At 62.6% G+C, this 23,206-nt stretch carries 16 protein-coding genes and 1 pseudogene; 11 read left to right on the top strand and 6 right to left on the bottom strand.

Annotated elements, in window-relative coordinates; translation table 11 throughout:
- Positions 1 to 232: 232 nt before the first annotated feature.
- Positions 233 to 4,186 (top strand): beta strand repeat-containing protein, encoded by a 3,954-nt coding sequence (locus tag WJ16_RS28335; RefSeq protein ID WP_069260319.1) that lies wholly within the window; start codon positions 233 to 235, stop codon positions 4,184 to 4,186.
- A gap of 70 nt (positions 4,187 to 4,256) precedes the next feature.
- Here the strand turns inward: WJ16_RS28335 and WJ16_RS34455 are convergent.
- Positions 4,257 to 4,496 (bottom strand): annotated as a pseudogene (locus WJ16_RS34455) (transposase); the annotation flags it as partial.
- Positions 4,497 to 4,781: 285 nt separating this feature from the next.
- Here WJ16_RS34455 and WJ16_RS28330 point away from each other — a divergent pair.
- Positions 4,782 to 5,093, top strand: a complete 312-nt coding sequence (locus WJ16_RS28330) for a winged helix-turn-helix transcriptional regulator (RefSeq protein WP_226242183.1) — start codon at positions 4,782 to 4,784, stop codon at positions 5,091 to 5,093.
- 86 nt (positions 5,094 to 5,179) lie between these two features.
- The gene (locus tag WJ16_RS28325; protein WP_069260317.1) at positions 5,180 to 5,860 is read left to right on the top strand and encodes an HAD family hydrolase; all 681 of its coding nucleotides are present in this window, start codon (positions 5,180 to 5,182) and stop codon (positions 5,858 to 5,860) included.
- 273 nt (positions 5,861 to 6,133) lie between these two features.
- Here the strand turns inward: WJ16_RS28325 and WJ16_RS28320 are convergent, their stop codons facing one another.
- Positions 6,134 to 6,433, bottom strand: a complete 300-nt coding sequence (locus tag WJ16_RS28320; RefSeq protein ID WP_226242178.1) for a hypothetical protein — start codon at positions 6,431 to 6,433, stop codon at positions 6,134 to 6,136.
- Positions 6,434 to 6,502: 69 nt separating this feature from the next.
- Positions 6,503 to 6,739 (bottom strand): hypothetical protein, encoded by a 237-nt coding sequence (locus WJ16_RS35105; protein WP_157126874.1) that lies wholly within the window; start codon positions 6,737 to 6,739, stop codon positions 6,503 to 6,505.
- Positions 6,740 to 6,899: 160 nt separating this feature from the next.
- Here WJ16_RS35105 and WJ16_RS28315 point away from each other — a divergent pair, with 160 nt between their 5' ends.
- Positions 6,900 to 8,069 carry an alpha/beta fold hydrolase gene (locus WJ16_RS28315; protein ID WP_069260316.1) on the top strand — a complete coding sequence of 390 codons (1,170 nt, stop codon included), beginning with the start codon at positions 6,900 to 6,902 and terminating at the stop codon, positions 8,067 to 8,069.
- An 87-nt stretch (positions 8,070 to 8,156) separates the two neighbouring features.
- Here the strand turns inward: WJ16_RS28315 and WJ16_RS28310 are convergent, their stop codons facing one another.
- From WJ16_RS28310 to WJ16_RS28300, 3 genes are all read right to left on the bottom strand, one after another.
- Positions 8,157 to 9,296 (bottom strand): patatin-like phospholipase family protein, encoded by a 1,140-nt coding sequence (locus WJ16_RS28310; RefSeq protein WP_069260315.1) that lies wholly within the window; start codon positions 9,294 to 9,296, stop codon positions 8,157 to 8,159.
- A gap of 197 nt (positions 9,297 to 9,493) precedes the next feature.
- Positions 9,494 to 9,826, bottom strand: coding sequence for a cupredoxin domain-containing protein (locus WJ16_RS28305; RefSeq protein WP_069260314.1), 333 nt, complete (start codon positions 9,824 to 9,826; stop codon positions 9,494 to 9,496).
- Positions 9,827 to 9,851: 25 nt separating this feature from the next.
- Positions 9,852 to 10,796: a metallophosphoesterase family protein gene (locus tag WJ16_RS28300; protein ID WP_069260313.1), complete on the bottom strand. Its 945-nt coding sequence runs from the start codon at positions 10,794 to 10,796 to the stop codon at positions 9,852 to 9,854.
- A gap of 255 nt (positions 10,797 to 11,051) precedes the next feature.
- On the opposite strand from WJ16_RS28300, the gene WJ16_RS28295 reads away from it, so the two are divergent.
- The 7 genes from WJ16_RS28295 to WJ16_RS33910 all read left to right on the top strand — a co-directional run bounded on the left by WJ16_RS28295 (position 11,052) and on the right by WJ16_RS33910 (position 22,901).
- A complete protein-coding gene (locus WJ16_RS28295; protein ID WP_069260312.1) occupies positions 11,052 to 12,641 on the top strand; it encodes an inorganic phosphate transporter in 1,590 nt (529 codons plus the stop codon).
- An 80-nt stretch (positions 12,642 to 12,721) separates the two neighbouring features.
- Positions 12,722 to 14,473, top strand: coding sequence for an ABC transporter permease (locus WJ16_RS28290; protein ID WP_069260311.1), 1,752 nt, complete (start codon positions 12,722 to 12,724; stop codon positions 14,471 to 14,473).
- A gap of 11 nt (positions 14,474 to 14,484) precedes the next feature.
- On the top strand, positions 14,485 to 15,831 hold the full coding sequence (locus WJ16_RS28285; protein ID WP_069260310.1) for an ABC transporter ATP-binding protein: 1,347 nt from the start codon (positions 14,485 to 14,487) through the stop codon (positions 15,829 to 15,831).
- A 732-nt stretch (positions 15,832 to 16,563) separates the two neighbouring features.
- A complete protein-coding gene (locus tag WJ16_RS28280) occupies positions 16,564 to 18,915 on the top strand; it encodes a type VI secretion system Vgr family protein (RefSeq protein WP_069260309.1) in 2,352 nt (783 codons plus the stop codon).
- A 5-nt stretch (positions 18,916 to 18,920) separates the two neighbouring features.
- Positions 18,921 to 21,266: a M23 family metallopeptidase gene (locus tag WJ16_RS35100; protein ID WP_157126873.1), complete on the top strand. Its 2,346-nt coding sequence runs from the start codon at positions 18,921 to 18,923 to the stop codon at positions 21,264 to 21,266.
- A 10-nt stretch (positions 21,267 to 21,276) separates the two neighbouring features.
- Complete coding sequence (locus WJ16_RS35095; protein ID WP_157126872.1) at positions 21,277 to 21,897, top strand: hypothetical protein; 621 nt, start codon at positions 21,277 to 21,279, stop codon at positions 21,895 to 21,897.
- Positions 21,898 to 22,118: 221 nt separating this feature from the next.
- Positions 22,119 to 22,901 carry a hypothetical protein gene (locus WJ16_RS33910; RefSeq protein ID WP_236858342.1) on the top strand — a complete coding sequence of 261 codons (783 nt, stop codon included), beginning with the start codon at positions 22,119 to 22,121 and terminating at the stop codon, positions 22,899 to 22,901.
- Positions 22,902 to 23,206: the final 305 nt, after the last annotated feature.

The raw sequence follows: 23,206 nt of genomic DNA, 5'->3' as shown, positions 1-23,206 counted from the left end.
CGATGTTTCTATGGGAAGTGTTCGTTTCGCATGACAGAAGTTTCGTGATGCAGATCAATCAGCATGAAGTGCATCGCGTGACGTTTGGCATTCCGTCGCACCGACTGGTCAAGCCTGTTTAACGCTTTGCATATCGAGCAATCCGCACACGATTTACGTCGCCTTCGGGCGGCAGGTCCAGGCGTGATCGCTCGAGCTGTTCCGCGGTTGTCCAACCGAAATGGGGTAATTCATGAAAACGAAAATGAACATGAAGTTGACAGGCATCGCCTTGTCGGTCGCGGCTTTGTTCAGCGTGGCCGCCACGGCGTCCCAGGCGGGGGTAGTGACTGCCGTGCCGGGAAGTCTCAGCAACACCGACGGCTTGATCATCGGAGGCGGATCGCCGGCGCCGGGGGGGCTCGTCGGCGCCGTGGCGGGATGGGGGAACGGGGTGGTGTCGGTCGGCGGCCCGACGAATGCCGGCGGTATCTCGATCGGGGCGGCGGGTGCGGCAGGCGCGGCCATCAATATCAATAGCGGATTGCTCGAGCCGGTCGCGGATGTGGCCGGTACGGTGACCGGGGCGTTGGGTGGCATCGGCGGGAACGGTGGAACCGGCGGTGCGGCGGGCGGACTCGGGGGGGTGATCGGTACCGTCACCGGTGCGCTGGGCGGTGTCGGCGGTAGTGGCGGTGCGACCGGTGGCCTGGGTGGTGTCGTCGGGACAGTGGGTAACGCGGCAACTGGCGCGGTTGGTGCCGTGACTGGCGCGTTGGGTGGTATCGGTGGCAGCGGTGATCCGATCAGTGGTCTCGGCGGCGTGGTTGGGACGGTGACGGGTGCACTGGGTGGCATCGGCGGGAACGGCGGCGCGACGGGCGGCTTGGGTGGCGTCGTCGGCACGGTGGGCAATGCGGCAACTGGCGCGGTCGGTGCAGTGACTGGCGCGTTGGGTGGCGTCGGTGGCAGCGGTGATCCGATCGGGGGTCTCGGCGGCGTGGTTGGGACGGTGACGGGTGCGCTGGGTGGCATCGGCGGGAGCGGCGGCGCGACGGGTGGCCTGGGTGGCGTCGTCGGGACAGTGGGCAATGCGGCAACTGGCGCGGTGGGTGCCGTGACTGGCGCGTTGGGTGGTGTTGGCGGCAGCGGTGATCCGATCGGGGGTCTTGGAGGTGTGATTGGGACGGTGACGGGTGCGCTGGGTGGCATCGGCGGGAGCGGTGGCGCGACGGGCGGCCTGGGTGGTGTCGTCGGGACAGTGGGTAATGCGGCAACTGGCGCGGTCGGTGCAGTGACTGGCGCGTTAGGTGGCGTCGGTGGCAGCGGCGGTGCGACCGGTGGTCTCGGCGGCGTGGTTGGGACGGTGACTGGCGCGCTGGGCGGCGTCGGCGGCGTCGGTGGCGCAACTGGTGGCCTGGGTGGAGTCGTCGGCACGGTAGGTAGCACGGCAACGGGAGCACTCGGCACGGTGACGGGTGCGCTGGGCAGCGTTGGCGGCGTCGGTGGCGCGACTGGCGGCCTGGGTGGTGTCGTCGGCACCGTGGCTAACACGGCAACCGGTGCGCTTGGAACAGTGGCCAATACGGCAACCGGTGCACTTGGGACGGCGGCCAATACGGCTACTGGTGCAGTCGGTACGGTGACGGGTGCATTGGGCAGCGTTGGCGGCGTCGGTGGCGCAGCTGGTGGTCTTGGTGGCGTCGTCGGCACGGTAGCTAACACGGCTACGGGTGCGCTCGGCACGGTGACCGGTGCACTGGGCAGCGTCGGCGGCGTCGGCGGCGCAACTGGTGGCCTGGGTGGCGTTGTCGGCACCGTGGCCAACACGGCAACCGGTGCGCTCGGCACGGTGACCGGTGCACTGGGCAGCGTTGGTGGCGTCGGTGGTGCCGCTGGCGGCCTGGGTGGTGTCGTCGGCACCGTGGCTAACACGGCAACGGGAGCACTCGGCACGGTGACCAATACGGCAACGGGTGCACTTGGCACGGTGACGGGCGCGCTGGGCGGCGTCGGCGGCGTCGGTGGCGCAACCGGTGGTCTTGGTGGCGTCGTCGGCACGGTAGCTAACACGGCTACGGGTGCGCTCGGCACGGTGACCGGGGCACTGGGCGGGGTTGGCGGCGTCGGTGGCGCAACTGGTGGCCTGGGTGGAGTCGTCGGCACGGTGGGCAACACGGCGACCGGTGCACTCGGCACGGTGACCGGTGCACTGGGCAGCGTCGGTGGCGGAGCTGGTGGCCTGGGTGGCGTCGTCGGCACGGTGGGCAATACGGCAACGGGTGCACTCGGCACGGTGACCGGTGCACTGGGCAGCGTCGGTGGCGGAGCTGGTGGCCTGGGTGGCGTCGTCGGCACGGTGGGCAATACGGCAACGGGTGCGCTCGGTACGGTGACGGGTGCACTGGGCAGCGTTGGCGGCGTCGGTGGCGCAGCTGGCGGCCTGGGTGGTGTCGTCGGCACGGTGGGCAATACGGCAACCGGTGCGCTCGGCACGGTGACGGGTGCACTGGGCAGCGTTGGCGGCGTCGGTGGCGCAACTGGTGGCCTGGGTGGCGTTGTCGGCACCGTGGCCAACACGGCAACCGGTGCACTCGGCGCGGTGACTGGCGCGCTGGGTAGCGTTGGCGGCGTCGGTGGTGCCGCTGGTGGTTTGGGTGGAGTCGTCGGCACGGTAGGCAACACGGCAACTGGTGCACTCGGGACGGCGGCCAATACGGCAACGGGAGCACTCGGCACGGTGACGGGGGCACTGGGCGGGGTTGGCGGCGTCGGCGGCGCAACTGGTGGCCTGGGTGGCGTCGTCGGCACGATAGGCAACACGGCAACCGGTGCACTCGGCACGGTGACGGGTGCACTGGGCAGTGTCGGCGGCGTCGGTGGCGCAACTGGTGGCCTGGGTGGCGTCGTCGGCACGATAGGCAACACGGCAACCGGTGCACTCGGCACGGTGACGGGCGCGCTGGGCAGCGTTGGCGGCGTTGGTGGCGCAGCTGGCGGCCTGGGTGGTGTCGTCGGCACGGTGGCTAACTCGGCAACGGGAGCACTCGGCACGGTGACCGGGGCACTGGGCGGGGTTGGCGGCGTTGGTGGTGCAGCGGGTGGCCTGGGTGGCGTCGTCGGCACGATAGGCAACACGGCAACGGGTGCACTCGGCACGGTGACGGGCGCGCTGGGTAGCGTCGGCGGCGTCGGTGGCGCAACTGGCGGCCTGGGTGGTGTCGTCGGCACGGTAGGCAACACGGCAACTGGTGCACTCGGCACGGTGACGGGAGCACTGGGCAGTGTCGGCGGCGTCGGTGGCGCAACTGGCGGCCTGGGTGGAGTCGTCGGCACGGTAGGCAACACGGCAACGGGAGCACTCGGCACGGTGACGGGAGCACTGGGCAGCGTTGGCGGCGTCGGTGGCGCAACTGGCGGCCTGGGTGGTGTCGTCAGCACGGTAGCCAACACGGCAACCGGTGCACTCGGTACGTTGACGGGTATGGTCGGTGGCAGCAGCGGTACGATCGGCGGCCTGGGTGGCATCGTTGGTACGGTGGCCAACAGCGGCACCGGCGTGGTCAACGCCGTCACCGGTGTCGCAGGAAACGGCGGTGCGCTGATCACGCCGATCACGAGCATCGTCGGGAACCTCGGCGGATCGCTGCCGGTCGGCGCAGCTACCGGTGCACTCGGTGCAGCGTCCGGCGCGGTCACGGGGATCGTCGGTAGTGGCACGGCGGCGATCTCGCCGATCGCGTCGACCGTCACGTCGCTGATCGGACCGGCATCGAGCGGCGCCGGCAACATCGTCGGCTCCGGAACCGGCGCCCTCACCGGCGCAGCCGGTGCGGCTGCATCGCTCGCATCGACCACGACGGGTGTGGCCAGCTCGCTGGCGAACACCGTGACCAGCACGACGGGCGCGGTCGCAGGCGTCCTTCCGGCACTGAGCGTCGCGCTCAACGGCGGGACGGCATCCGGTGCCGCCGCAGGCGCGACCAACGCAGTCGGTGCGCTGGTCTCCGGCGGCGCGACGATTGCCAATGCGGCAGTGCATTCGGTCGGTTCGGCTGTCGGATCCGTGGCCGGTGTGCTCCCGGCACTGGCGGTTTCGCTGAACGGCAATTCCGCGCAAGGGGGAGGCGCTGCGACAGGTGGTGGTCTGCTGGCGCCGGTGACGTCGCTCGTCACTTCGCTTGCAGCGCCGTTGCCGAAGAAGTAAACGACGTGGGTACCCGGCCGCCGCAGCCAATGGGCGGCCGGGAACATTCAGGCACGTCAGAACGACACGATTTCAGCGCTTCCATATCGAGCATCGCTTCGGCCGGCAGTATCTTCAGCCATGCGTTCTCCGTCTCAAGATCCTTCAGTCGGCGAGCCTCCGACACCTCCGTACCGCCAAACTTCGCGCGCCAGGTATGGAACGATGCTTCACTGAAGCCGTGTTTCCTGCATGGCTCCTTTACCGGCATACCGCCCCCGGCTTCCTTCAGAAACCCGATGATTTGCTCTCCCGTAAGGCGCTTCTCGACGTTCGTCTTCTTCTCCGAAAACGAATTCCACTAGATCCTGACTGACTCAGGTTGGCTTGGGGGCATGTCAACGCCCGCATTCGCCGATGGGTCAAGCCGGGAGCGCAGGTCTCGTGCTTTAAAAAATAAAGCAAGAAAAGAAAAAAACATCCGCATTGCCGCGCAGCATCCGTTCGATACCGCATCGATTCGTTGACGTCACACGATGCTTGCTTTAAAAAGTACAGCATGACTGCACCCCGAATCGGACAACGCGTGCGCGGATCGAAAACGGGACGACCGATCATGGTCGTGCTGGATCTGCTCGGGCGACGCACGACGCTGCGCATCCTGTGGGAACTACGCGGCGAGCCGCTCACATTCCGTGCGTTGCAGGAAGCCTGCGAAACGAATGCGCGCCTGCTCAACACGCGGCTCGCCGAGCTCAAGGCGTCGGGTCTCGTCGAGCATCGCGAGGGCGGGTACTGCATGACCGCCGAAGGCCGGCGGCTGGAGGCGGCACTGCAGCCGTTGCTGGGGTGGGCCAAACAATGGGCGAGGCGCGACCCGGACGGGTTCGACGCGGCCGATCGCGAGCAATCCGGCCGGGATCGCTGATCGATCGGCGCGCGGAGGCGCATCGCACCGTCAATGCCGGGTTCGCGCATCGTGCGCGAGCCGACTTATGTTCGCGGAGTGCTTTCATGACTGTACGGGCCGTCATCTTCGATTTCGATCTGACGCTGGCGGATTCGTCCGCCGCGATCGTCGCATGCACGCAATACGCGTTGCACCGGCTGGATGCCGCCGGCGCGACGCCGGCGCAGATCGGTGCGGTGATCGGGCTGCCGCTGCACGAGATGTTCGTTTCGCTGACGGGCGAGACCGAACCGGCACGGGCCGATGCGTTCGCGCGTCACTTCGTGGTGCGCGCCGACGAGATCATGGTGGCCGGCACGCGTATCTATCCCGAGGTTCCGTCGCTGCTCGCGCGTCTGCGCGAGCAGGGGCTCGCGGTCGCGATCGTGTCGTCGAAGTTTCGCTACCGGATCGACGCGATCCTGGCGCTGAACGAATTGCAATCGCTCGTCGACGTGGTGATCGGTGGCGAAGACGTGCAGCATCACAAGCCCGATCCGGAAGGGCTCGTGCTGGCGCTGGCGCGGCTTGGCGTGCCGGCCCGGGCGGCTGTCTACGTGGGCGACCACGCGGTGGATGCGCAGGCGGCCGAGCGTGCCGGCGTGGCGTTCGTCGGCGCGGTGAGCGGGATGACGTCGTTCGACGGATGGGCACGCGCGGGCAAGCGGGCGGTGACCGCGCATCTCGGCGAACTGGAAGCGATCGTGCGAGCGATGCAGCGCGATCCGCGCGAAGCGTGGGGCTGACGTTCGACCGCATGGCGATCCCGGGCGCGCCGGGCCTGTCGACGACCCCGACGGCTTGCTTCCCGACCTGCGCGATCGGCCCACCGGCGGCCAGATTGTCAGATGAGGGATGCCGGGAATCGGTGTCCGCGAATGGGTGATTGCGCGTACCTCATCCCGACATCCCGGGTTCGTCTGGAGGACAAACCCATGGGTCTGCATTTCGCTCAGGATTCAAGAAACAGTATTTTCATTCATTTCCGGTTTTCGCGTAAATGCAGAATCGGTCGAATATCAGCTGATCGATCCGATAACGACGAAGCTGAAATTCCGGTCGCTGTATTTACCATATGAGTCACCGGTTTGAATCGTGGCGCCGCTGCCGGAAAGGGCCGGGAAGATCACGTTGTCGAGCGTATTTTGCCCGCCGCCGTAACCCCATTGCGACCCGACAATGGCCGGTGTCTTGGTGAAGGCGGTGCTGAACGAGAGCTGATACGTGCCCGTGCTTTCACGCTTCACGGTGAATCCGCCCGAGCCGTCGACCACCGTACCGTTACCCTGGACGCTACCCCATAGCGTAACTTGAGCCATGATTGTTTCTCCTTATCTATTGTTGAAACAATGTCGATAATTGAAACGGGATGCCGACCTGGTGCTGATTTAATGATCCGGATCGACGGTTGTATTGTATGTGATGATTTTTTGAAGTTTGATGTGGGATAAATAATTTATTCTGATTTTTTCTTTAAATATTTCGAATTTGTAATTGAAAGAGGGCGCCGTTGCGTCATGTCGGCATGCGAGCGTCGGACGCGCAATCGGGCGCCGGTCGACGTCGCGACCGGTGCGGCGCATGCCGTCATCGGCCGGATCGGGGCCGGCAGGCTTGCCGGGCATCCCGACGTTCGACTCGCAGTGACGCCGGCATGCGCGGCCAGCCGAAGCGATGCAGAATCAGCCCGGCTGAACCGTTTCCCGCAACCACCCGGCAGCGCGCGACGGATTCTGCGACCATTGCCGTTCAAGTCGTACCCGCCTCTTCACTCGACCCGTCACCATGCCAACCATCTCCGTCGCCTTCGCCAGCTTCCGGTTCTCGCGCATGCGGCCGGCTACCCGAACCCTGTCATACGTCCTCGCGCTCGCGGCCGTCGCTGCCGTGCTCGGCGTGCCGCTCCGCACGCGTGCGGCCGAAGCCGCCGCGCTCACGCAGCGCGAACGTCTCGAGGCGCCCGTCAAGGCCGTCGCCGGCCAGCGCGTGGCCGTCGATACGCCGCAGGGCAGCGCGGTGCTGCCCGTCTACGCCGATCGTCCGCTCGACCGGGCCGCGCCTGATGTCGAACGGGTCTTCGTCGTGATTCACGGTACGCTTCGCAATGCCGACGCGTACTACGCATCGGGGCTCGAGGTCGTCGAGAAGGCCGGCTCGGCCGGCAAGGGCACGATGGTCGTCGCGCCGCAGTTCCTGACGCGCGCCGATACGCGTGCGTTCTCGCTGCCCGCGCAAACGCTGGCATGGACGCAGGAGGGGTGGAAGGGCGGCGACGCGGCCCGGCAGCCGGCGCCGATCAGTTCGTTCACCGCGCTCGACGCGTTGCTCGCGCATTTCGCCGACCGCAGCCTGTATCCCGCGCTGTCGAGCGTGGTCGTGATCGGCCATTCCGCCGGCGCGCAGTTGCTGCAGCGCTATGCGGTGGCCGGACACGAAGGCGATGCACTGGTGCGGGCCGGCATCGCCGTGCGCTATGTGGTCGCGAATCCGTCGAGCTACCTGTATTTCGACGACGAACGGCCGAACGCCGATGCAATCGCGGGCGGCACCTGCCCGCGCGCGACGCAGTGGAAATACGGGCTGAAGTCGGCGCCGCCCTACGTCGCGTCGCAGGACGTGCGCGATCTCGAAGCGCGCTACGTGGCGCGTCATGTCGTGTACCTGCTCGGCCAGGCCGACACGAACCCTTACACGCACTTCATCGACCGTTCGTGCGCTGCGATGGCGCAAGGCCCGTACCGGCTCGCACGCGGGCTCGCGTATTTCGACTACCTGAAGAAGCGGCACCCGGCCGATCTCGCCCAGCAGGTCGTCGAAGTGCCGGGCGTCGGGCACGACGAGCTCGGCATGTTCACGTCCGCCTGCGGGTTGGCCGTGCTGTTCGGTCAGGCATTGCCGTCATCGTGTCCGGTCATCGCCGGCACCGCGCCGGGCATGCGCGCGGAATCGCCGTAAGCCGAGCGGCGCAGGCCGACGCCCGTCGTCAGGTCGGCCGCGCGTGATCGTACCGATGCGATCGACAAGCGGTTGCGGCGCCGAGTATCACGCCGGGCCTTCCGCGATGGGCGGCCCGCTGGCGTCGAATACCGTCAGCCCTTCCGTCGGGTCCGTCGGCGTGTCCCACGGACGTGCGGCGATGGCCCGTTGCGCGGCCTCGTAGCCGGCCTGCCGGCGGGCCGCGATGCCGGTGGGCGTGAAATCGATGTCCTTGAACTGATTGTCGTCGGCGAGTCGCGGCGCCGCGAGCTTGATCAGATGCATCGTGGTTTCGCATCCCCACGCGGCGAGCCGGCGCACGGCCGGCGATGCGCGCTCCGATTCCGGCACGTGCCGGGCCAGTTCGCGGATCACGTGGCGCAGCCTGTGAATCTGCTGCTGGCGCGCGATGTGGCTGTCGGTGCGGCTTGCATACTGGATGTCCTTCTGCCGCTCCGACACCTCCCAGATGCTCTGGGGTTCGGGGCCCGCCGGATTCCACATCTGGACGGAGAAGATGATCGAGCTGCGGCGCGGATTGTCGTCGAGCACGACCTCGACCGGCGTGTTCGAATACACGCCGCCATCCCAGTACGGTGCGCCGTCGATCCGTATCGCCGGGAACGCGGGCGGCAACGCGCCCGAGCTCATGATGTGCTCGAGTTCCAGCCGCGTATCGCGCGAATCGAAATAGCGCATCGTGCCCGTGCACGCATTGACCGCGCTGACGGTCAGGCGCGGGCGGCCCGCGTTCAGCAGGTCGGGATCGATCAGCGACGCAAGCGTGTCGCGCAGCGGCGCGATCCGGTAATACGACGCGCGATCGACGCCGAGGCGGACCATCGGCCCGAGCCACGATGCCGGATTGGGCTGGAAGAATCCCGAGATGCCGCCTCCGACGATCATCAGCTCGGCCAGCGTCCGGTTCCAGCCGGGCAGCAGCGGCCCGGTGTCGAAACGGGTTCGCTCGGTCACGCGGCGCCAGAATGCCGACAGTTTCTCGTAGCGCTGCTCGGGCGGGTTTCCCGCAATCAGCGCCGCGTTGATCGCGCCGATCGACGTGCCGACCACCCAGTCGGGGCGGATGCCGGCTTCGTCCATCGCCTGAAAGACGCCGAGCTGGAATGCGCCCAGTGCGCCGCCGCCCTGGAGCACGAGCACGACTTGCCCGGGAAGGTCCATGCGTGCCGGCTGGCTCGCGGTCATGGCTTGCCTCGCTGCGTGTGTGACGATGGGTCTGATCCGAACGATTCGATTCAGTTTAGGCGATCGGCGGCGAGGGGCCGCATCCAGTGAAGCGGGCGGCTGCGGTGGGCTTCCCTGCCAGTCGATTCCGACCCTCAAGTGCGTTCGCGGCAGGGTGCGCGCGGCAACGCGCATCGTTTTAGCCGCCACGCGCCGCGTCATTCGACCGTGATGGTCTCCTTCATGTACGGGTGAATGCCGCAGAACACCTTGTAGACGCCCGGCTTGTCGAAGCGGAACGAGTACGTCTCGTCCTGGTCGAGCGCTTTCGAATGAAAGATGCCGGCGTCGTTGACGACCGTATGCGGCTCGGCGTCGAGGTTCTTCCACGTGATCGTCGTGCCGGCCTTGATCGTGGTCGACATCGGCGAAAACATGAAATTGTGGATCGTCACGAGCGAGCCGTCCGGGCCCTGCGCGAACGCGGCGAGCGGGGCGGCGGCGCACAGGATCAGCGCCGCGACGAGGCGGGATGGCGTGAAGCGGTTCATGTCGGTCTCCTTACGGTTCGGTGCGTCAGGCGAGCGTCGTGTCGTGCAGCGACGACGCGACCGGATGGCCCGCGAATTCGACGGTCGTCACGCCGAGCATCGACGGCAGCCGGTCGCGCGGCACGGTGAGCGGCACGGGGCCCGGGCCGTTGCCGGCCGTCGGCTGCGGGAACGCGGTGGAGCGCGCGGTGTGGAACGTCACGTTGCCCTCGACCTTCGACACGATCTGGTGGATGTGCCCGTTCAGCACGGTGACCGAGCCGAAGCGGCGCAGCAGCGCCATCGTCTGCGGCGCGTCGCCGGTGCCCCAGCCCCACGGTTCGTAGATGGTCCACATCGGCATGTGCGAGAACACGACGATCGGCGTGCTCGACGAGCGGCCCTTCAGATCCTGCGCGAGCCACGCGAGCTGGTCGTCGCCGAAGCTGCCGAGCCCGTTCGGCTTGAAGTGCATCACGTTGACGAGGCCGATGAAGTGCACGCCCGCGTGATCGAAGCTGTAATACCCGCGGTTGTCGGACGCCTTGCCGAACCGGCCGAAATATTCGGCGCCCGAACCATCGGTGACGTCGTGCTCGCCGGGCACCGTATGCAGTTCCGGCACGCGCAGCGCGGACAGCAGCTGCGACGCGTGGTCGAATTCCTCAGGCTTGGACAGGTGCGTGATGTCGCCCGTATGGATGGCCAGTGCGGGCATCGACGGCATGCCGTTGACGAGACCGATCGTCTGCTTCAGCGTGGCCGACACGTCGGGATTGGCATCCTTGTTGAAGCCGATGTGCGTATCGCTGATCTGCACGAACAGCGGGCGGCCTGCGTTGGCCGGGAGCGCGTCGCCGGCCTGTGCGAGCGCGAGGTCGAACGGCGTGAGGATGCCGCCCGACAGCGTGAACAGCGTGCCGAGGCCGCCGAAGGCCATGCACTGCAGCGCCTTGCGACGCGACGGGTTGGGGGGAAGCGATGAAGACATGTGAGCCTCGCATTCGTATGACGAAACCGGACGGCCGGATCGTCCTGGAATAAACCGGCGCCTTCGCGTGCCATACCGGCGAAGCGGCGAATTTATTCCCGCGCGTGACAACGTCGAACGCCCGTGTTCGCGGCTGGCGCGGCGGTCCGGGATGCCAGGAAGATGACCTGTCAATGTCCTGTAAGTGACACGTCACATTTGCGTCACGACCGATCGATAGCCTGCGACTCCGAGTCACCTCTCCGGAGCCCCTTCATGCCGAATCTCGCGGCAACGGAAACCAGCGGCGCGGTCGGTCGTCGCACGCGCACCCTCAGCTTCGCGCTGTTTTTTCTGATCATTGCCTGCGGCATCGTCTACGTCGGCATCCATCTCAGTGCGGACCTCAGCCCCGTCAAGGAAAGTTCGGCCCTCCCGTTCCTGCTGCTGATCGTCGCGCTGCTGATCGCGCTCGGCTTCGAGTTCGTCAACGGCTTCCACGACACCGCGAACGCGGTCGCGACCGTCATCTACACGCATTCGCTCGACCCGCACCTCGCGGTCGTCTGGTCGGGCCTCTGGAACCTGTTCGGCGTGCTCGTGTCGAGCGGCGCCGTCGCGTTCGGCATCCTGCAGTTGCTGCCGGTCGAACTGATCCTGCAGGTCGGCAGCGGGTCGGGCTTCGCGATGGTGTTCTCGCTGCTGATCGCGGCCGTCACGTGGAACCTCGCGACCTGGTATTTCGGACTGCCGTCGTCGAGTTCGCACACGCTCGTCGGCTCGATCATCGGCGTCGGGCTGATGAACCAGATCGTCAGCGGCCCGTCGGGCACGAGCGGCGTCGACTGGAACCAGGCGCTCGGCGTCGGCAAGGCGCTGCTGTTCTCGCCGCTGATCGGCTTCGTGCTGTCCGCGCTCGTGCTGCTGCTCCTGAAGGCCGTCGTGCGCGTACCGGCGCTGTACCAGGAGCCGAAGGGCAACCAGCCGCCGCCGTTCTGGATCCGCCTGCTGCTGATCCTGACCTGCACGGGCGTGTCGTTCGCGCACGGCTCGAACGACGGGCAGAAGGGCATGGGGCTGATCATGCTGATCCTGATCGGCGTGATGCCGACCGCGTACGCGCTGAACAAGGCCGTGACGCCCGACCAGACCAGCACGTTCGTCGCGGTCGCGCGCCATGCGTCGACCACGCTCGTCAAGTATGCGGACCCGGCCGCACGCTCGGCCGACGCGCGTGCCGACGTCGAGGCGTACGTGCGCACGCACAGGCTGACGCCCGCGACGATTCCCGCGCTCGGCAAGCTCACCGACACGATCGCCGACCAGGTCGCACAGGCCGGCGGGATTTCGAGCGTGCCGCAGAACCTCGTCGACAACGTGCGCAACAACATGTACGTCGCATCCGAGGCGATCCGGCTGATGGAGAAGGCGAAGGCGCCGGCGTTCTCGGTCGAGGACGCGAGCGCGCTCGAAGCGTTCAAGAAGCAGATGGACCACGCGACGAAATTCATCCCGACGTGGGTGAAAGTGGCCGTCGCGATCGCGCTCGGCCTCGGAACGATGGTCGGGTGGAAGCGGATCGTCGTGACGGTCGGCGAGAAGATCGGCAAGTCGCACCTGACGTACGGGCAGGGCGCATCGGCCGAAGCCGTCGCGATGCTGACGATCGGGATGGCCGACGCATACGGGCTGCCGGTGTCGACGACGCACGTGCTCGCGTCGGGCGTGGCCGGCACGATGACGGCGAGCGGCGCGGGCCTGCGCTGGGATACGGTGCGCAACCTCGTGCTCGCATGGGTGCTCACGCTGCCTGCGTCGATCGCGCTGTCGGCCGCCCTGTACTGGGCGCTGCACGGACTGTTCTGACCTGCGCCGGGGGCGCGACGTCCGGCCGTGCGACGCGTGGCCGGTCCCATCGATTTTCCATTCAACACAAGACGCTACCGATGGATATCAGTTTCGATCCGAACCGCACCGCGAACGCTTCGGCGTGGCGCGTGCTGCCCAACCGCTGGGATGCCGTCGCGTTTCCGTTGATCATCTGCCTGCTCGCGATGGCGATCGTCGGTTTCCATCAGACGATGGCGCCGATCGGCGTGCTGCAGACGCAGAAGATTTCGCTCGCCCCGTCGAACCTGCCCGAATACGCGTTGCGCACCACGCTGCGGATGCTCGCCGCGATGGTTGCCTCGCTTGCGTTCACGCTGGTCTACGGCACGCTCGCCGCGAAAAGCCGCCGCGCGGGCATGGTGCTGATCCCGATCCTCGACATCCTGCAGTCGGTGCCCGTGCTCGGCTACATCTCGTTTACCGTCACGTTCTTCCTCGCGCTGTTTCCGGGCCGCGTGCTCGGTGCGGAGCTGGCCGCGATCTTCGCGATCTTCACCAGCCAGGCGTGGAACATGACGTTCAGCTTCTACCAGTCGCTGCGCACCGTGCCGCGCGACCTGAGCGAAGTGTCGCGCGGTTTTCACCTGACGTCGTGGCAGCGCTTCTGGAAGCTCGAAGTGCCGTTCTCGATGCCGGGGCTGATCTGGAACATGATGATGTCGATGTCGGGCGGCTGGTTCTTCGTCGTCGCATCGGAAGCGATCACCGTCGGCAACCAGACCATCACGCTGCCGGGCATCGGCGCGTATCTCGCGCAGGCGATCTCGGAGAAGAACCTCGGCGCGGTCGGCTGGGTGATCGTCGCGATGTCGGTCGTGATCCTCGCGTACGACCAGTTCCTGTTCCGTCCGCTCGTCGCGTGGGCCGACAAGTTCCGGATGGAAAACACCGCATCGGGCGATGCGCCGCAATCGTGGCTGCTCGACATGATGCGCCGCACGCACCTGATTCATCAGCTGCTCGTGCCGGCCGGCTGGCTGCTGTCGCAGGCCGCGCGGATTCCGCTGCGCGTGCCGTCGACGAAGGGCAAGCGTGCGCGCGGCGCGTCGTCGCGCGGCTCGTCGCGCATCGGCGACATCGTGTGGGGTACGTTCGTGATCCTGATGACCGTGTACGTCGTGTGGCGCGTCGTCAGCTTCGTCGCGACCGGCGTGACGATGGCCGAGGTCGGCCACGTGCTCGTGCTCGGGCTCGTCACGCTGCTGCGCGTGGTCGTGCTGATCGCGATCGCGTCGGTGGTGTGGGTGCCGCTCGGCGTGCTGATCGGGCTGCGCCCGGCGCTGGCCGAGAAGATCCAGCCGCTCGCGCAATTCCTTGCCGCGTTCCCGGCGAACCTGCTGTTCCCGGTGTTCGTGATCGTGATCGTCCACTTCCACCTGAACGCGGACATCTGGCTGTCGCCGCTGATCGTGCTCGGCACGCAGTGGTACATCCTGTTCAACGTGATTGCCGGCGCGATGTCCTATCCGAACGACTACAAGGAAGCGACGAAGAATTTCCGCATCCGCGGCTGGCAGTGGTGGCGCCAGGCGATCCTGCCGGGCATCTTCCCGTACTACGTGACGGGTGCGATCACCGCGTCGGGCGGCGCGTGGAACGCGAGCATCGTGTCGGAAGCGGTGCAGTGGGGCACTACCCGGATCGAGGCGCATGGCCTCGGCGCGTATATCGCGCAGACCACCGCCGCCGGCGATTTTCCGAAGATCATCCTGGGCATCGCCGTGATGTCCCTGTTCGTTACCCTGTTCAACCGTCTGCTGTGGCGTCCGATGTACGCCTATGCGGAATCCCGGCTCCGTCTCGATTGAGAGTAAGCGCGATGCAAAATTCGACCGTTATCAACGCCCCCGCCAAGACGTCCCAGCCGCTGCAGCCGCCGCGTCTCGGCGAAGAAATCCTGCGCGTCGAGCACGTGAACCGCGGCTTCAACAAGACGCAGGGCGAACTGCTCGTGCTCGACGATGCGAACCTGTCGCTGCGCGAAGGCGAAATCGTCGGGCTGCTCGGCCGGTCCGGCTCGGGCAAGTCGACGCTGTTGCGCATCATCGCCGGGCTGATCGAGCCGACCGGCGGCGAAGTGACGTACCTCGGCAAGCCGCTGCGCGGCCCGGCCGAAGGCGTCGCGATGGTGTTCCAGACCTTCGCGCTGTTCCCGTGGCTCACCGTGCTGCAGAACGTGGAAGCCGGCCTCGAGGCGCTCGGCGTCGGTGCGCGCGAGCGGCGCGAGCGCGCGCTGGCCGCGATCGACCTGATCGGTCTCGACGGCTTCGAGAACGCGTACCCGCGCGAGCTGTCGGGCGGGATGCGCCAGCGTGTGGGCTTTGCGCGCGCGCTGGTCGTCGATCCGACGATCCTGCTGATGGACGAGCCGTTCTCCGCGCTCGACGTGCTGACGGCCGAGACGCTGCGTACCGACCTGCTCGACCTGTGGACGCAGGGCCGGATGCCGATCAAGTCGGTGCTGATCGTCACGCACAACATCGAGGAAGCGGTATTCATGTGCGACCGGATTCTCGTGCTGTCGTCGAATCCGGGCCGCGTGATCGCCGAGATCAAGGTGCCGTTCAAGCATCCGCGCAATCGCCTCGACACCGATTTCCGCAAGCTCGTCGACGACATCTACGCGAAGATGACCGCGCGCCAGACCGGCGAGGCGACGAAGAAGGGGCTCGAACTCGGCAGCTGGATGCCGCGCGTGTCGACCAACCTGATGGCCGGCCTGATCGAGACGCTCGCGATGGCGCCTTACCACGGCCGCGCCGACATGCCGGAAATCGCGCGCACGCTGCATCTGGAAGTGGACGAGCTGTTTCCGATCGCGGAAGTATTGCAGCATCTCGGTTTCGCGGACGTGCGGGAAGGCGACGTGTTTCTGACGCCGCCGGCGCGCGTGTTCGCCGAATTCGGCACGCAGGAGCGCAAGCTGATGTTCGCGGATCACCTGCTGAAGCACGTGCCGCTTGCTGCGCGGATCAAGAAGGTGCTGAACGAGCGGCCGGGCCATCGCGCGCCGCGCGTGCGCTTCGAGCAGGAGCTGGAGGATTTCCTGTCGGATGAAGCGGCCGAGGAAACGCTCGATGCGGTGATCGACTGGGGGCGGTACGGGGAAGTGTTCTCGTATAACGACAAGACCGAGGTGTTCAGTCTCGAGGATGTCGAGAGCTGAAAGTCACGAAGTAGATTCACAGGGTGCGACATCCATCCGTCGGCGATGTCGCACCCGCGCCAGAGCCCGCCGTCCAACCAGCAGGATTGCAGAAGGTCCAGGGCGCACGATTCCAGCTTGCCAACCGACGAACGAGCCGACCAGATCGGCGGCGAATCCGGGCGTCATTCCGGCATGGGGGAACACCATGTCGCGCCACTCGCTGACCATCCCGCTTGACCATATCAAAAATGGCAAGCTCACATCACAGATGCCGCGTGACAATTTTCTACATTGTTCGGCTCGATTATATTTTGAGCTAGTCGATTGATCCTGCGTGGAAGTACACTGATTCAGCGGGTATTTTATTGAATTATTTGCCAGTACAAATTAAATCAAATTTTATAGTGGTTGATTTTTTTGTGATGGGAAATGGCGCAGGAAGGTAGCTGCCGCATACCTATAGCGCATGAGGCTTGCAGGCCCGTTGCTCCCCCCGGGATTCGCTCGGTCGTTGTCTCAAAAGGAAGGATTTCGAGATAGTGGAGCGTTGGGAAGAATAAAAATACACTTAATCAAGTGCGGCATGGCGCTTCGGGTATATCAAAGAAGATAGCGAACGATTGGGGCTGGGGGCGCGTGTGTTCATTCTCGTGAGCCTATGCTTCACTGGCGAGAGTGTAGTGGCACTGCGTCCCCGAATGCATGAGTGGACGAACGTGCCGGTGTACAACCTCTCGTTCGACGGCAGCCATGCTAACCATTCAGGATGTGCTGAAACACCCGGGTTCGGTCGTAACCCAACCGCTGCATCTGGAAATCGCGACGCTGGATGCGCCGATCTCCGTTTTGTCGTTTGTCTTGACCGAGGAGATGAACACACGATTCCTCGCGGACATCACTGTGACGTCGAACGACAAACGGATCGACGGTGCGGCGATCGTCGGTCGGCCGGCGGTCTTTACGATCGAGGAACGCGCGTCCGTGCCGTCGATGGCGGGGACGATCGCTCCGGTTCAGCATGCGGCACGTACCGTGCACGGCGTTGTCACGCAATGGACCCGAGTCAAGGCGTCTCGCGACGAGGCGACCTATCAATTGCACCTGAAGCCACGCCTCTCGCTGCTTGAAGAGGTGCACGATTCGGCCGTATTTCTGGACCGGTCGTTTCGCGAGTTGCTGGCCGACGTGATCGTCGATCGCAGTTTGTTCGAGTCTTTCGATGTCGAGTTCGAACTGGAGGGGCTCGACGGGAAGTTCGAACAAACCGTGATGTACGAGGAGACGGTCGCGAACTTTATCGATCGGCATTGCCGGCGCGCCGGGGTCTATTACTACTTCAAGCAGGCCAGGAAGGAGGACGGCCCGCAGCGCGACACGTTGGTGTTCGGCAATACGCTGCGCGGCTATATGCGAGCGCTTGAGGTGCCGTTGTTGCCGCATTCCGGTCTGGTGAACTGGCACGAGGCGATTCTGACGCTGGAAGCCACGCGCGTGCTGGTGCCGCAGAAGGTACGCGAATGGGATCGCAACTACCGCATACCTGACGATCCGTTACAGGTGGAATCGGTCGTGGCCCACGACGACCGTTCGGTGTATGGGAGCGTGAACCGTAGCATCGAGCATTTCCATTCGGTCGAAGAAGGGCAGGCGCTGGCCGATGCGCGACGTGACGAATTGCTCACGCGGCAGATACGGTTATCGGGCACGAGTAACGTCATTGGAATGACGCCGGGGATGGTAGTGAGAATTACCAATGAGGTGGTGCCGGAGGCGCCGCACGGGATGGTGATCACGAAGCTCGTCACGACCGGTAGCCGCAGCCAGTCGGTGGTCAACACCTTCGAAGCGATTCCTGCGCATCAGACCTATCGGCCGGAATATGTTCCCGAAGCGCACTGGCGGTGGATCACCGGCATGCTGATCGGCGTGGTCGAGTCCGGCGACGACGAGCCGTACGCGTGGATGGACGAGTATGGTCGCTATCGCGTCAGGCTCCTGTTCACCCGGCACAGCGGAAAACGAGGCACGAACAGCATGCCGTTGCGCTTGTTGCGTACGTCCGCGTCGTATCGCGGTGGCTTGCACGTCCCTTTGCTGCCGCGGTCCGAAGTACGCGTCGTCGCGACTCAAGGAAATTGCGATCGCCTGCTTATCGCCGGGGCGCTGCATGACTATGCGCATCGGGACCTCGTGCATGGCAAGGAGGGCTGGTACAGCCGAGCCGTGTTCCGCTCCCCGCTGCTTGGCAACAAGCTTCGCTTCGAGGATCTGAAAGACCGCGAAGGCATCCGTCTGGCGACGGTGTTCGGGCAGTCGTCGCTCAACATGGGTTGCCTTGTCGACAGTGAGAAGAACAAGCGCGGCGAGGGCTTCGAACTGACCACGCAGGACTGGGGCACCGTGCGTGCGCCGAAGGGGCTGTTCGTCTCGGCAGATGCAGCGGGCGGGGCCGGGAAGCCGCACCTCGATATGCCCGCCGCTGTCGCGCAACTCAAGGCCGCATTGCAGCGTGTAACGGAACTTGCGGCTGCGGCGACGCAGGTCAAGGCCGATCCTGCGGACCGCGCGATGCAGGCGGCGCTGATGGACAGTCTGAATCAGCTTCGCGACGCGGGGCTGCTTGCTAGTGCCCCCGGTGGCATGGCATTCGTGACGCCGAAATCGGTGCAGCACTCGGCGGGCGAGAACGTGATCGTCACCGCGGGGCAGGATCTGGACGTGAGTGTCGTCAGGCGGTTGCGCATGGTGGCGGGGGACCTGATCTCGCTGTGCGCGCTCAAGCTCGGTATCAAGATTTTTTCGAAAGGGAAGATCGAGTTGCAGGCACAACGCGCTTCGATGGATCTCTTCTCCGACGAGCAATTGCACGTGTCGAGCGCCAGCGCGAATGTGCTCGTGAGCGCCAAGACCAGGGCGATGGTGGCCAGTGGCGGTGCGTCGATGACCATCGAGAACGGCAATGTCGTATTCAACTGTCAGGGTGAGTTTCGTATCAGGGCCGCCTCGTTCACGTTCGAAGGGCCGCGCAATACGTCCATCAGCTTGCCGCAACTGCCGGTGAGCGACTACTCGCCCAGCGCGAGATACAGCCACACACGGTAACGATCATGATTATCAGCCCGCCATTTCTGCCCAAGGCCGGTCTCGCGGCCCCGACCGGGACGAACCCCGATCCGATGATGGACGCTGTAGACAAGCTCGAATGTGATCACGGCGTCTATCCGATCGCCCACGATCGGCGCTGGCATTGTGGCGTGCATCTTCAACCCGATACGAAGGGCAAGGTGCACGCGATTGCCGACGGGGAAGTCGTTGCTTATCGCGTCTGCCAGCATGCCGTTGACAGCGGCAAGAGCCATACGGGATTTGTGTTGCTCAAGCATACGACCGAGACGGGGGAAGGCCGTACGCTGACCTTCTATTCGCTTTATATGCATCTGTTGCCGCTGGTGGAATATGTGAAGCACAGTGCGGACAAAGAGGCGCTGCCGGAATTCCTGCGCATGCCGACTGGCCCGGTAAGCAAGGGGCAGGTGACGCCGGCGCTCCCGGGGGAGGGCAAGAAGGTCCGTCGCAAGGAGGTACTGGGGTGGCGCGGCCAATATGAGGATATGCCGCATTTGCACTTCGAAATCTTCATGTTGCCGGAAGATTTCGACGCGTATTTCGGGAGCACGCAACTGGGTAACAGCGCACCCACTCCGCTCAATGGTACGGACTGGTGGGGGCACGCATATTTTGTCATTCCGGCAGGCAGCAACTTTCGCCGTTTGCCTGAGAAGGCCGATGCTCGAAACAAGTTGCACGGGATTGAATTCAGGCCGGGTCAAGAGGGGGCGAGCTCGTTGCCGTTGCTTGTCGAAACTTACTTCAGTCTCGGCTCGAAATACACCACGGTATGGAGCGTTGCGCAAGACGGTACGTGCACGTTGCTCACGCCGCAACCCGTCGAGGAAAAGGACTACGAATACGACCTGTACAAGCGTGCGACGGCGCTTTATTCATCATGTCCAAGCGACGGCTACGAACTGCTGCGTTTCGGCCGCATCCTGTCTCCGTCTCAAACATTGGCGGCCGACGCGCGCGCTACGTGGATGCGGGTCAATTGGGCAGCAGACAAGGCTGGCTACATCGATATTAATGATCCACGTATCCAAAAGTTTTCCGATGCGGACTTTCTGCCATTTATGGGCTGGAAAAAAATCATTGAGGGCAATACGCCGTTCGACAGTGACGGAATGTGCGATGTGGATGCGCTGAAGGAAATACTGAACGATGCCGCCCCACATGAGGTAGCAGCGGTGACAGGCGAAACGCCGGAAATTCACAGGGCGAGAGTGCTGTCGGCCTACGTAAAGAGCGACACCCAGGTGCGGCAGCGGTTGCGCGGGCTTGTCTGCTACGCACCAAGCGAATGGGACAGTGCAAACAACGAGGAGCGCTATGCGCGGTTGCTTGACGAGGGCGGTTTCTATTACGGAAATGATAAGGGATACAACGATTTCATGAAGTATCTGAAGGAAGTTCAGTTTTGGGACAAAACGGGGCTTCCGGCGGGGCAGAAGCTTTGGTTTTTTCATCCGCTAGAGTTTATTCGACACTTCAGGAAATGTGGATGGATTGATAAGAATGAATTCAAAAATATTTATGCGGATAGTCGCTACGCTCGAAATCAGCGACCAACGCCGAGTCAATTGCGTGATATTTACTTGGGATCGTTAAATAAAGCGGTGAGAAAATATGGATTGACATCACCAACCCGCCTGGCGCATTTTCTTGGTCAAGGTGCCATTGAGAGCGAATGCTTGGCATCTATGCAGGAAACAAGCATGCTCGGCGAAATTAAGAGTGGTAGTTTCTACGGAAAAGTTATCAATCCGATGTCAAAAATATCGGAGTCGACATTGGGGCATTGGTACGGTCAGAGTTCCGGTGAGGACGACGCTTGGTACCGATCGGAAAAATATAACAGCCATGGTGCGCGCATCACAAGCTCGTACGACTGGCGGAATGGTAATTGTGATCGTGATGACTCGCAGAAGTTCCGAGGGCGAGGCTTCAAGCAATTGACCGGGCGAAGCAATTATGCAAATTACTGGGTATTTAGGGGGTGGATTTCGCGCTCCTCCTTCACTGAATCGTGGTGGACCGATCCGGAATTTCGCGCGCGTAATCGCGGTGGTATGAAGAAGATTCCTGCGGTAATCGACGCTCCGCATGATGTTGCTCTCCCTGATAATAGTATGGACAGCGGCGGTTTTTACATGAGATTCGAGCGACCGGAAGTGGCCAGGAATATCGATCGCGATTCCCTGGGCGTGGCCATTTCAGAAGTCGAACGAAAAAATGAGCGGGTAATATCTCGTGATGTTACGTATGCCATTAACGGTGGTTATACAGAGTGGGAGCGGCGTCTGGCATTCACGCGCGTTGTTAAGGATGCGATTTTTTAATGGTGCGGTAATGTGCGAATTCCGACGTAGTTTGTCTGTCTTGATATGTTTTTTTGTTGCAGGGAATGTATATGCAGATGATGCCTATGAGGTAGTCGGGTATTCACTAAAAATAGGTGATTCAAAAATATGCTCACTTGACATTCAGCCGCGCTACGCGATTGAGAGTTTTGATAAATCGGCAGTCATGCTTTCCGAGGTGACTTACGTTGATAAGCGTCAGTTGGATCATTGTCGAGTCGGAGAGATGGTTCGCGTTCTTTCGATTCCGTCAGGTGTTGGTGTGCTATCGGATATAAACGTGTCGAAAGGAATTTATGTCGCACTTGATTTTGTGAGTGTGCGGCCATTTTTATATTTGGCTACTGTTTCTCGTGTTGGTACTTCGAAAAATCTTGTTTCCGTTAAAGGTGCATATGTTGTTGGTAGGAAAATCGGTGAACTGAGGAAGGAGGCTTTTAACAGTAGTGGAGATGCAGGGGGCTCGATCATTTCTCCTGATGGACGCTATGTGGCACCAACTGGCGCAATGGATTGCTCACAAACATCCTACCCAGGGGTATGGGACATAAAAAATAATCGACGTGTTGTCGCGGAGGATGTTGCATGTGCAGAACTATTTAAAAAATAAAGGCAGTCTGCTGCTTCTGTAGCTTCACGTTGCGAGCCTGGCGCCAAATATAGTTGCTGCGTTGTTGATGATTATTGAGAGCGCCGGAGTCCATGCGGCTGGAAAGGGTGGAACCTGATATCGCTTAGTCGGAGGATCCGAGAAATACGTGATAAGCACGCCAGCAAGGATGGCATATCTCCAAAAAAGTCGTTGATGCATCAGCTATTTCATGGGAAAGCATGTTGAGGCGTCGAGAAAAATTAATAATTGATATTTTGATGTTATTTAATATCGATCAGGGTGAAAATTTTGAATTTTCATGGATATCAGAGGATGTTATTGGATTGAACTTTCAAGGGTCAGTTGTTATGGATAGTCAACGTGCTTTTGCGTTCAGTATCTCACTAGTGTTGCTTTTTCTGCTTTATGTACCAGGATCTTATGCGGCCGATGTTCCGGTTTTCATTCGGGATGCAATAAATGCGCGAACCGATGAAAATCATAAATTGCAGTTGCCAATCATCGATGCTGGTCCTGTGATGCAAGGAGTTTACATCTACTTCGTTGCGAACAAATCTAATGTGCCGGGCTACGATGAAAGCAATCGGCCCTACATGCTTGATGCTCATTTGATATTTCTTGATGAAAATCACATTTGGCATGATGTGTTATTTGATCGTTATGTGAAGGATGACGGGATCCCGGAAATTTCAGCTGTATTTTTCGTGAATGCGGATCGTGATCAGGAAAATAAGGCAGTTGTTGTTTTGGTGCGGACACCTCTTAATCATTACGATTATGGTGGGGAATATTACGATGGCTATGTCTACAGGTTGACCGGTGATCGTCGAGCGGGAGTCGTCTTTGCTGGTCTGCAAAGTGACGCCAGTGCGCCATTCTCAGATCAATGTGAGTGTAGTTTTCGTGATGGACGATCAACGCATGCACGTTATAAGGATGCTGAATCTATTCGAAAGGTGCTTGAGAGGAAATATTCGCCTTCCGCGCTGCGAAGTAAGTGATTATTGTGAGTAAGGTTGATCTGCGCAAATTTCGCTGATGATCACGATTATTGACATCGATTTTTGACCATATCCGGTTTCATGGTCGACACTGGATGGCTGCTGATTGGCGAAAACAAGGATTCAATAATGTCTGGTGCGATCTCAATGATGAGGTGGTGCCGAATGTTGACTGCAAGCCCGTAATGTGAGGGATCATGAGGCGAATCACTTTACTTGGATTGTATGTTTTTAGTTTTATAGCCTTTGTGGGTTCGGCGAGCGGCAAGGAGACAGAACGATTGCTGAGGGAAGATTGTCATTTG

Source organism: Burkholderia metallica, from assembly GCF_001718555.1.
Classification (GTDB): domain Bacteria; phylum Pseudomonadota; class Gammaproteobacteria; order Burkholderiales; family Burkholderiaceae; genus Burkholderia; species Burkholderia metallica.
Note: the sequence above shows the minus strand (reverse complement) of the source record. Positions and strands in the feature narration are given on the sequence as shown.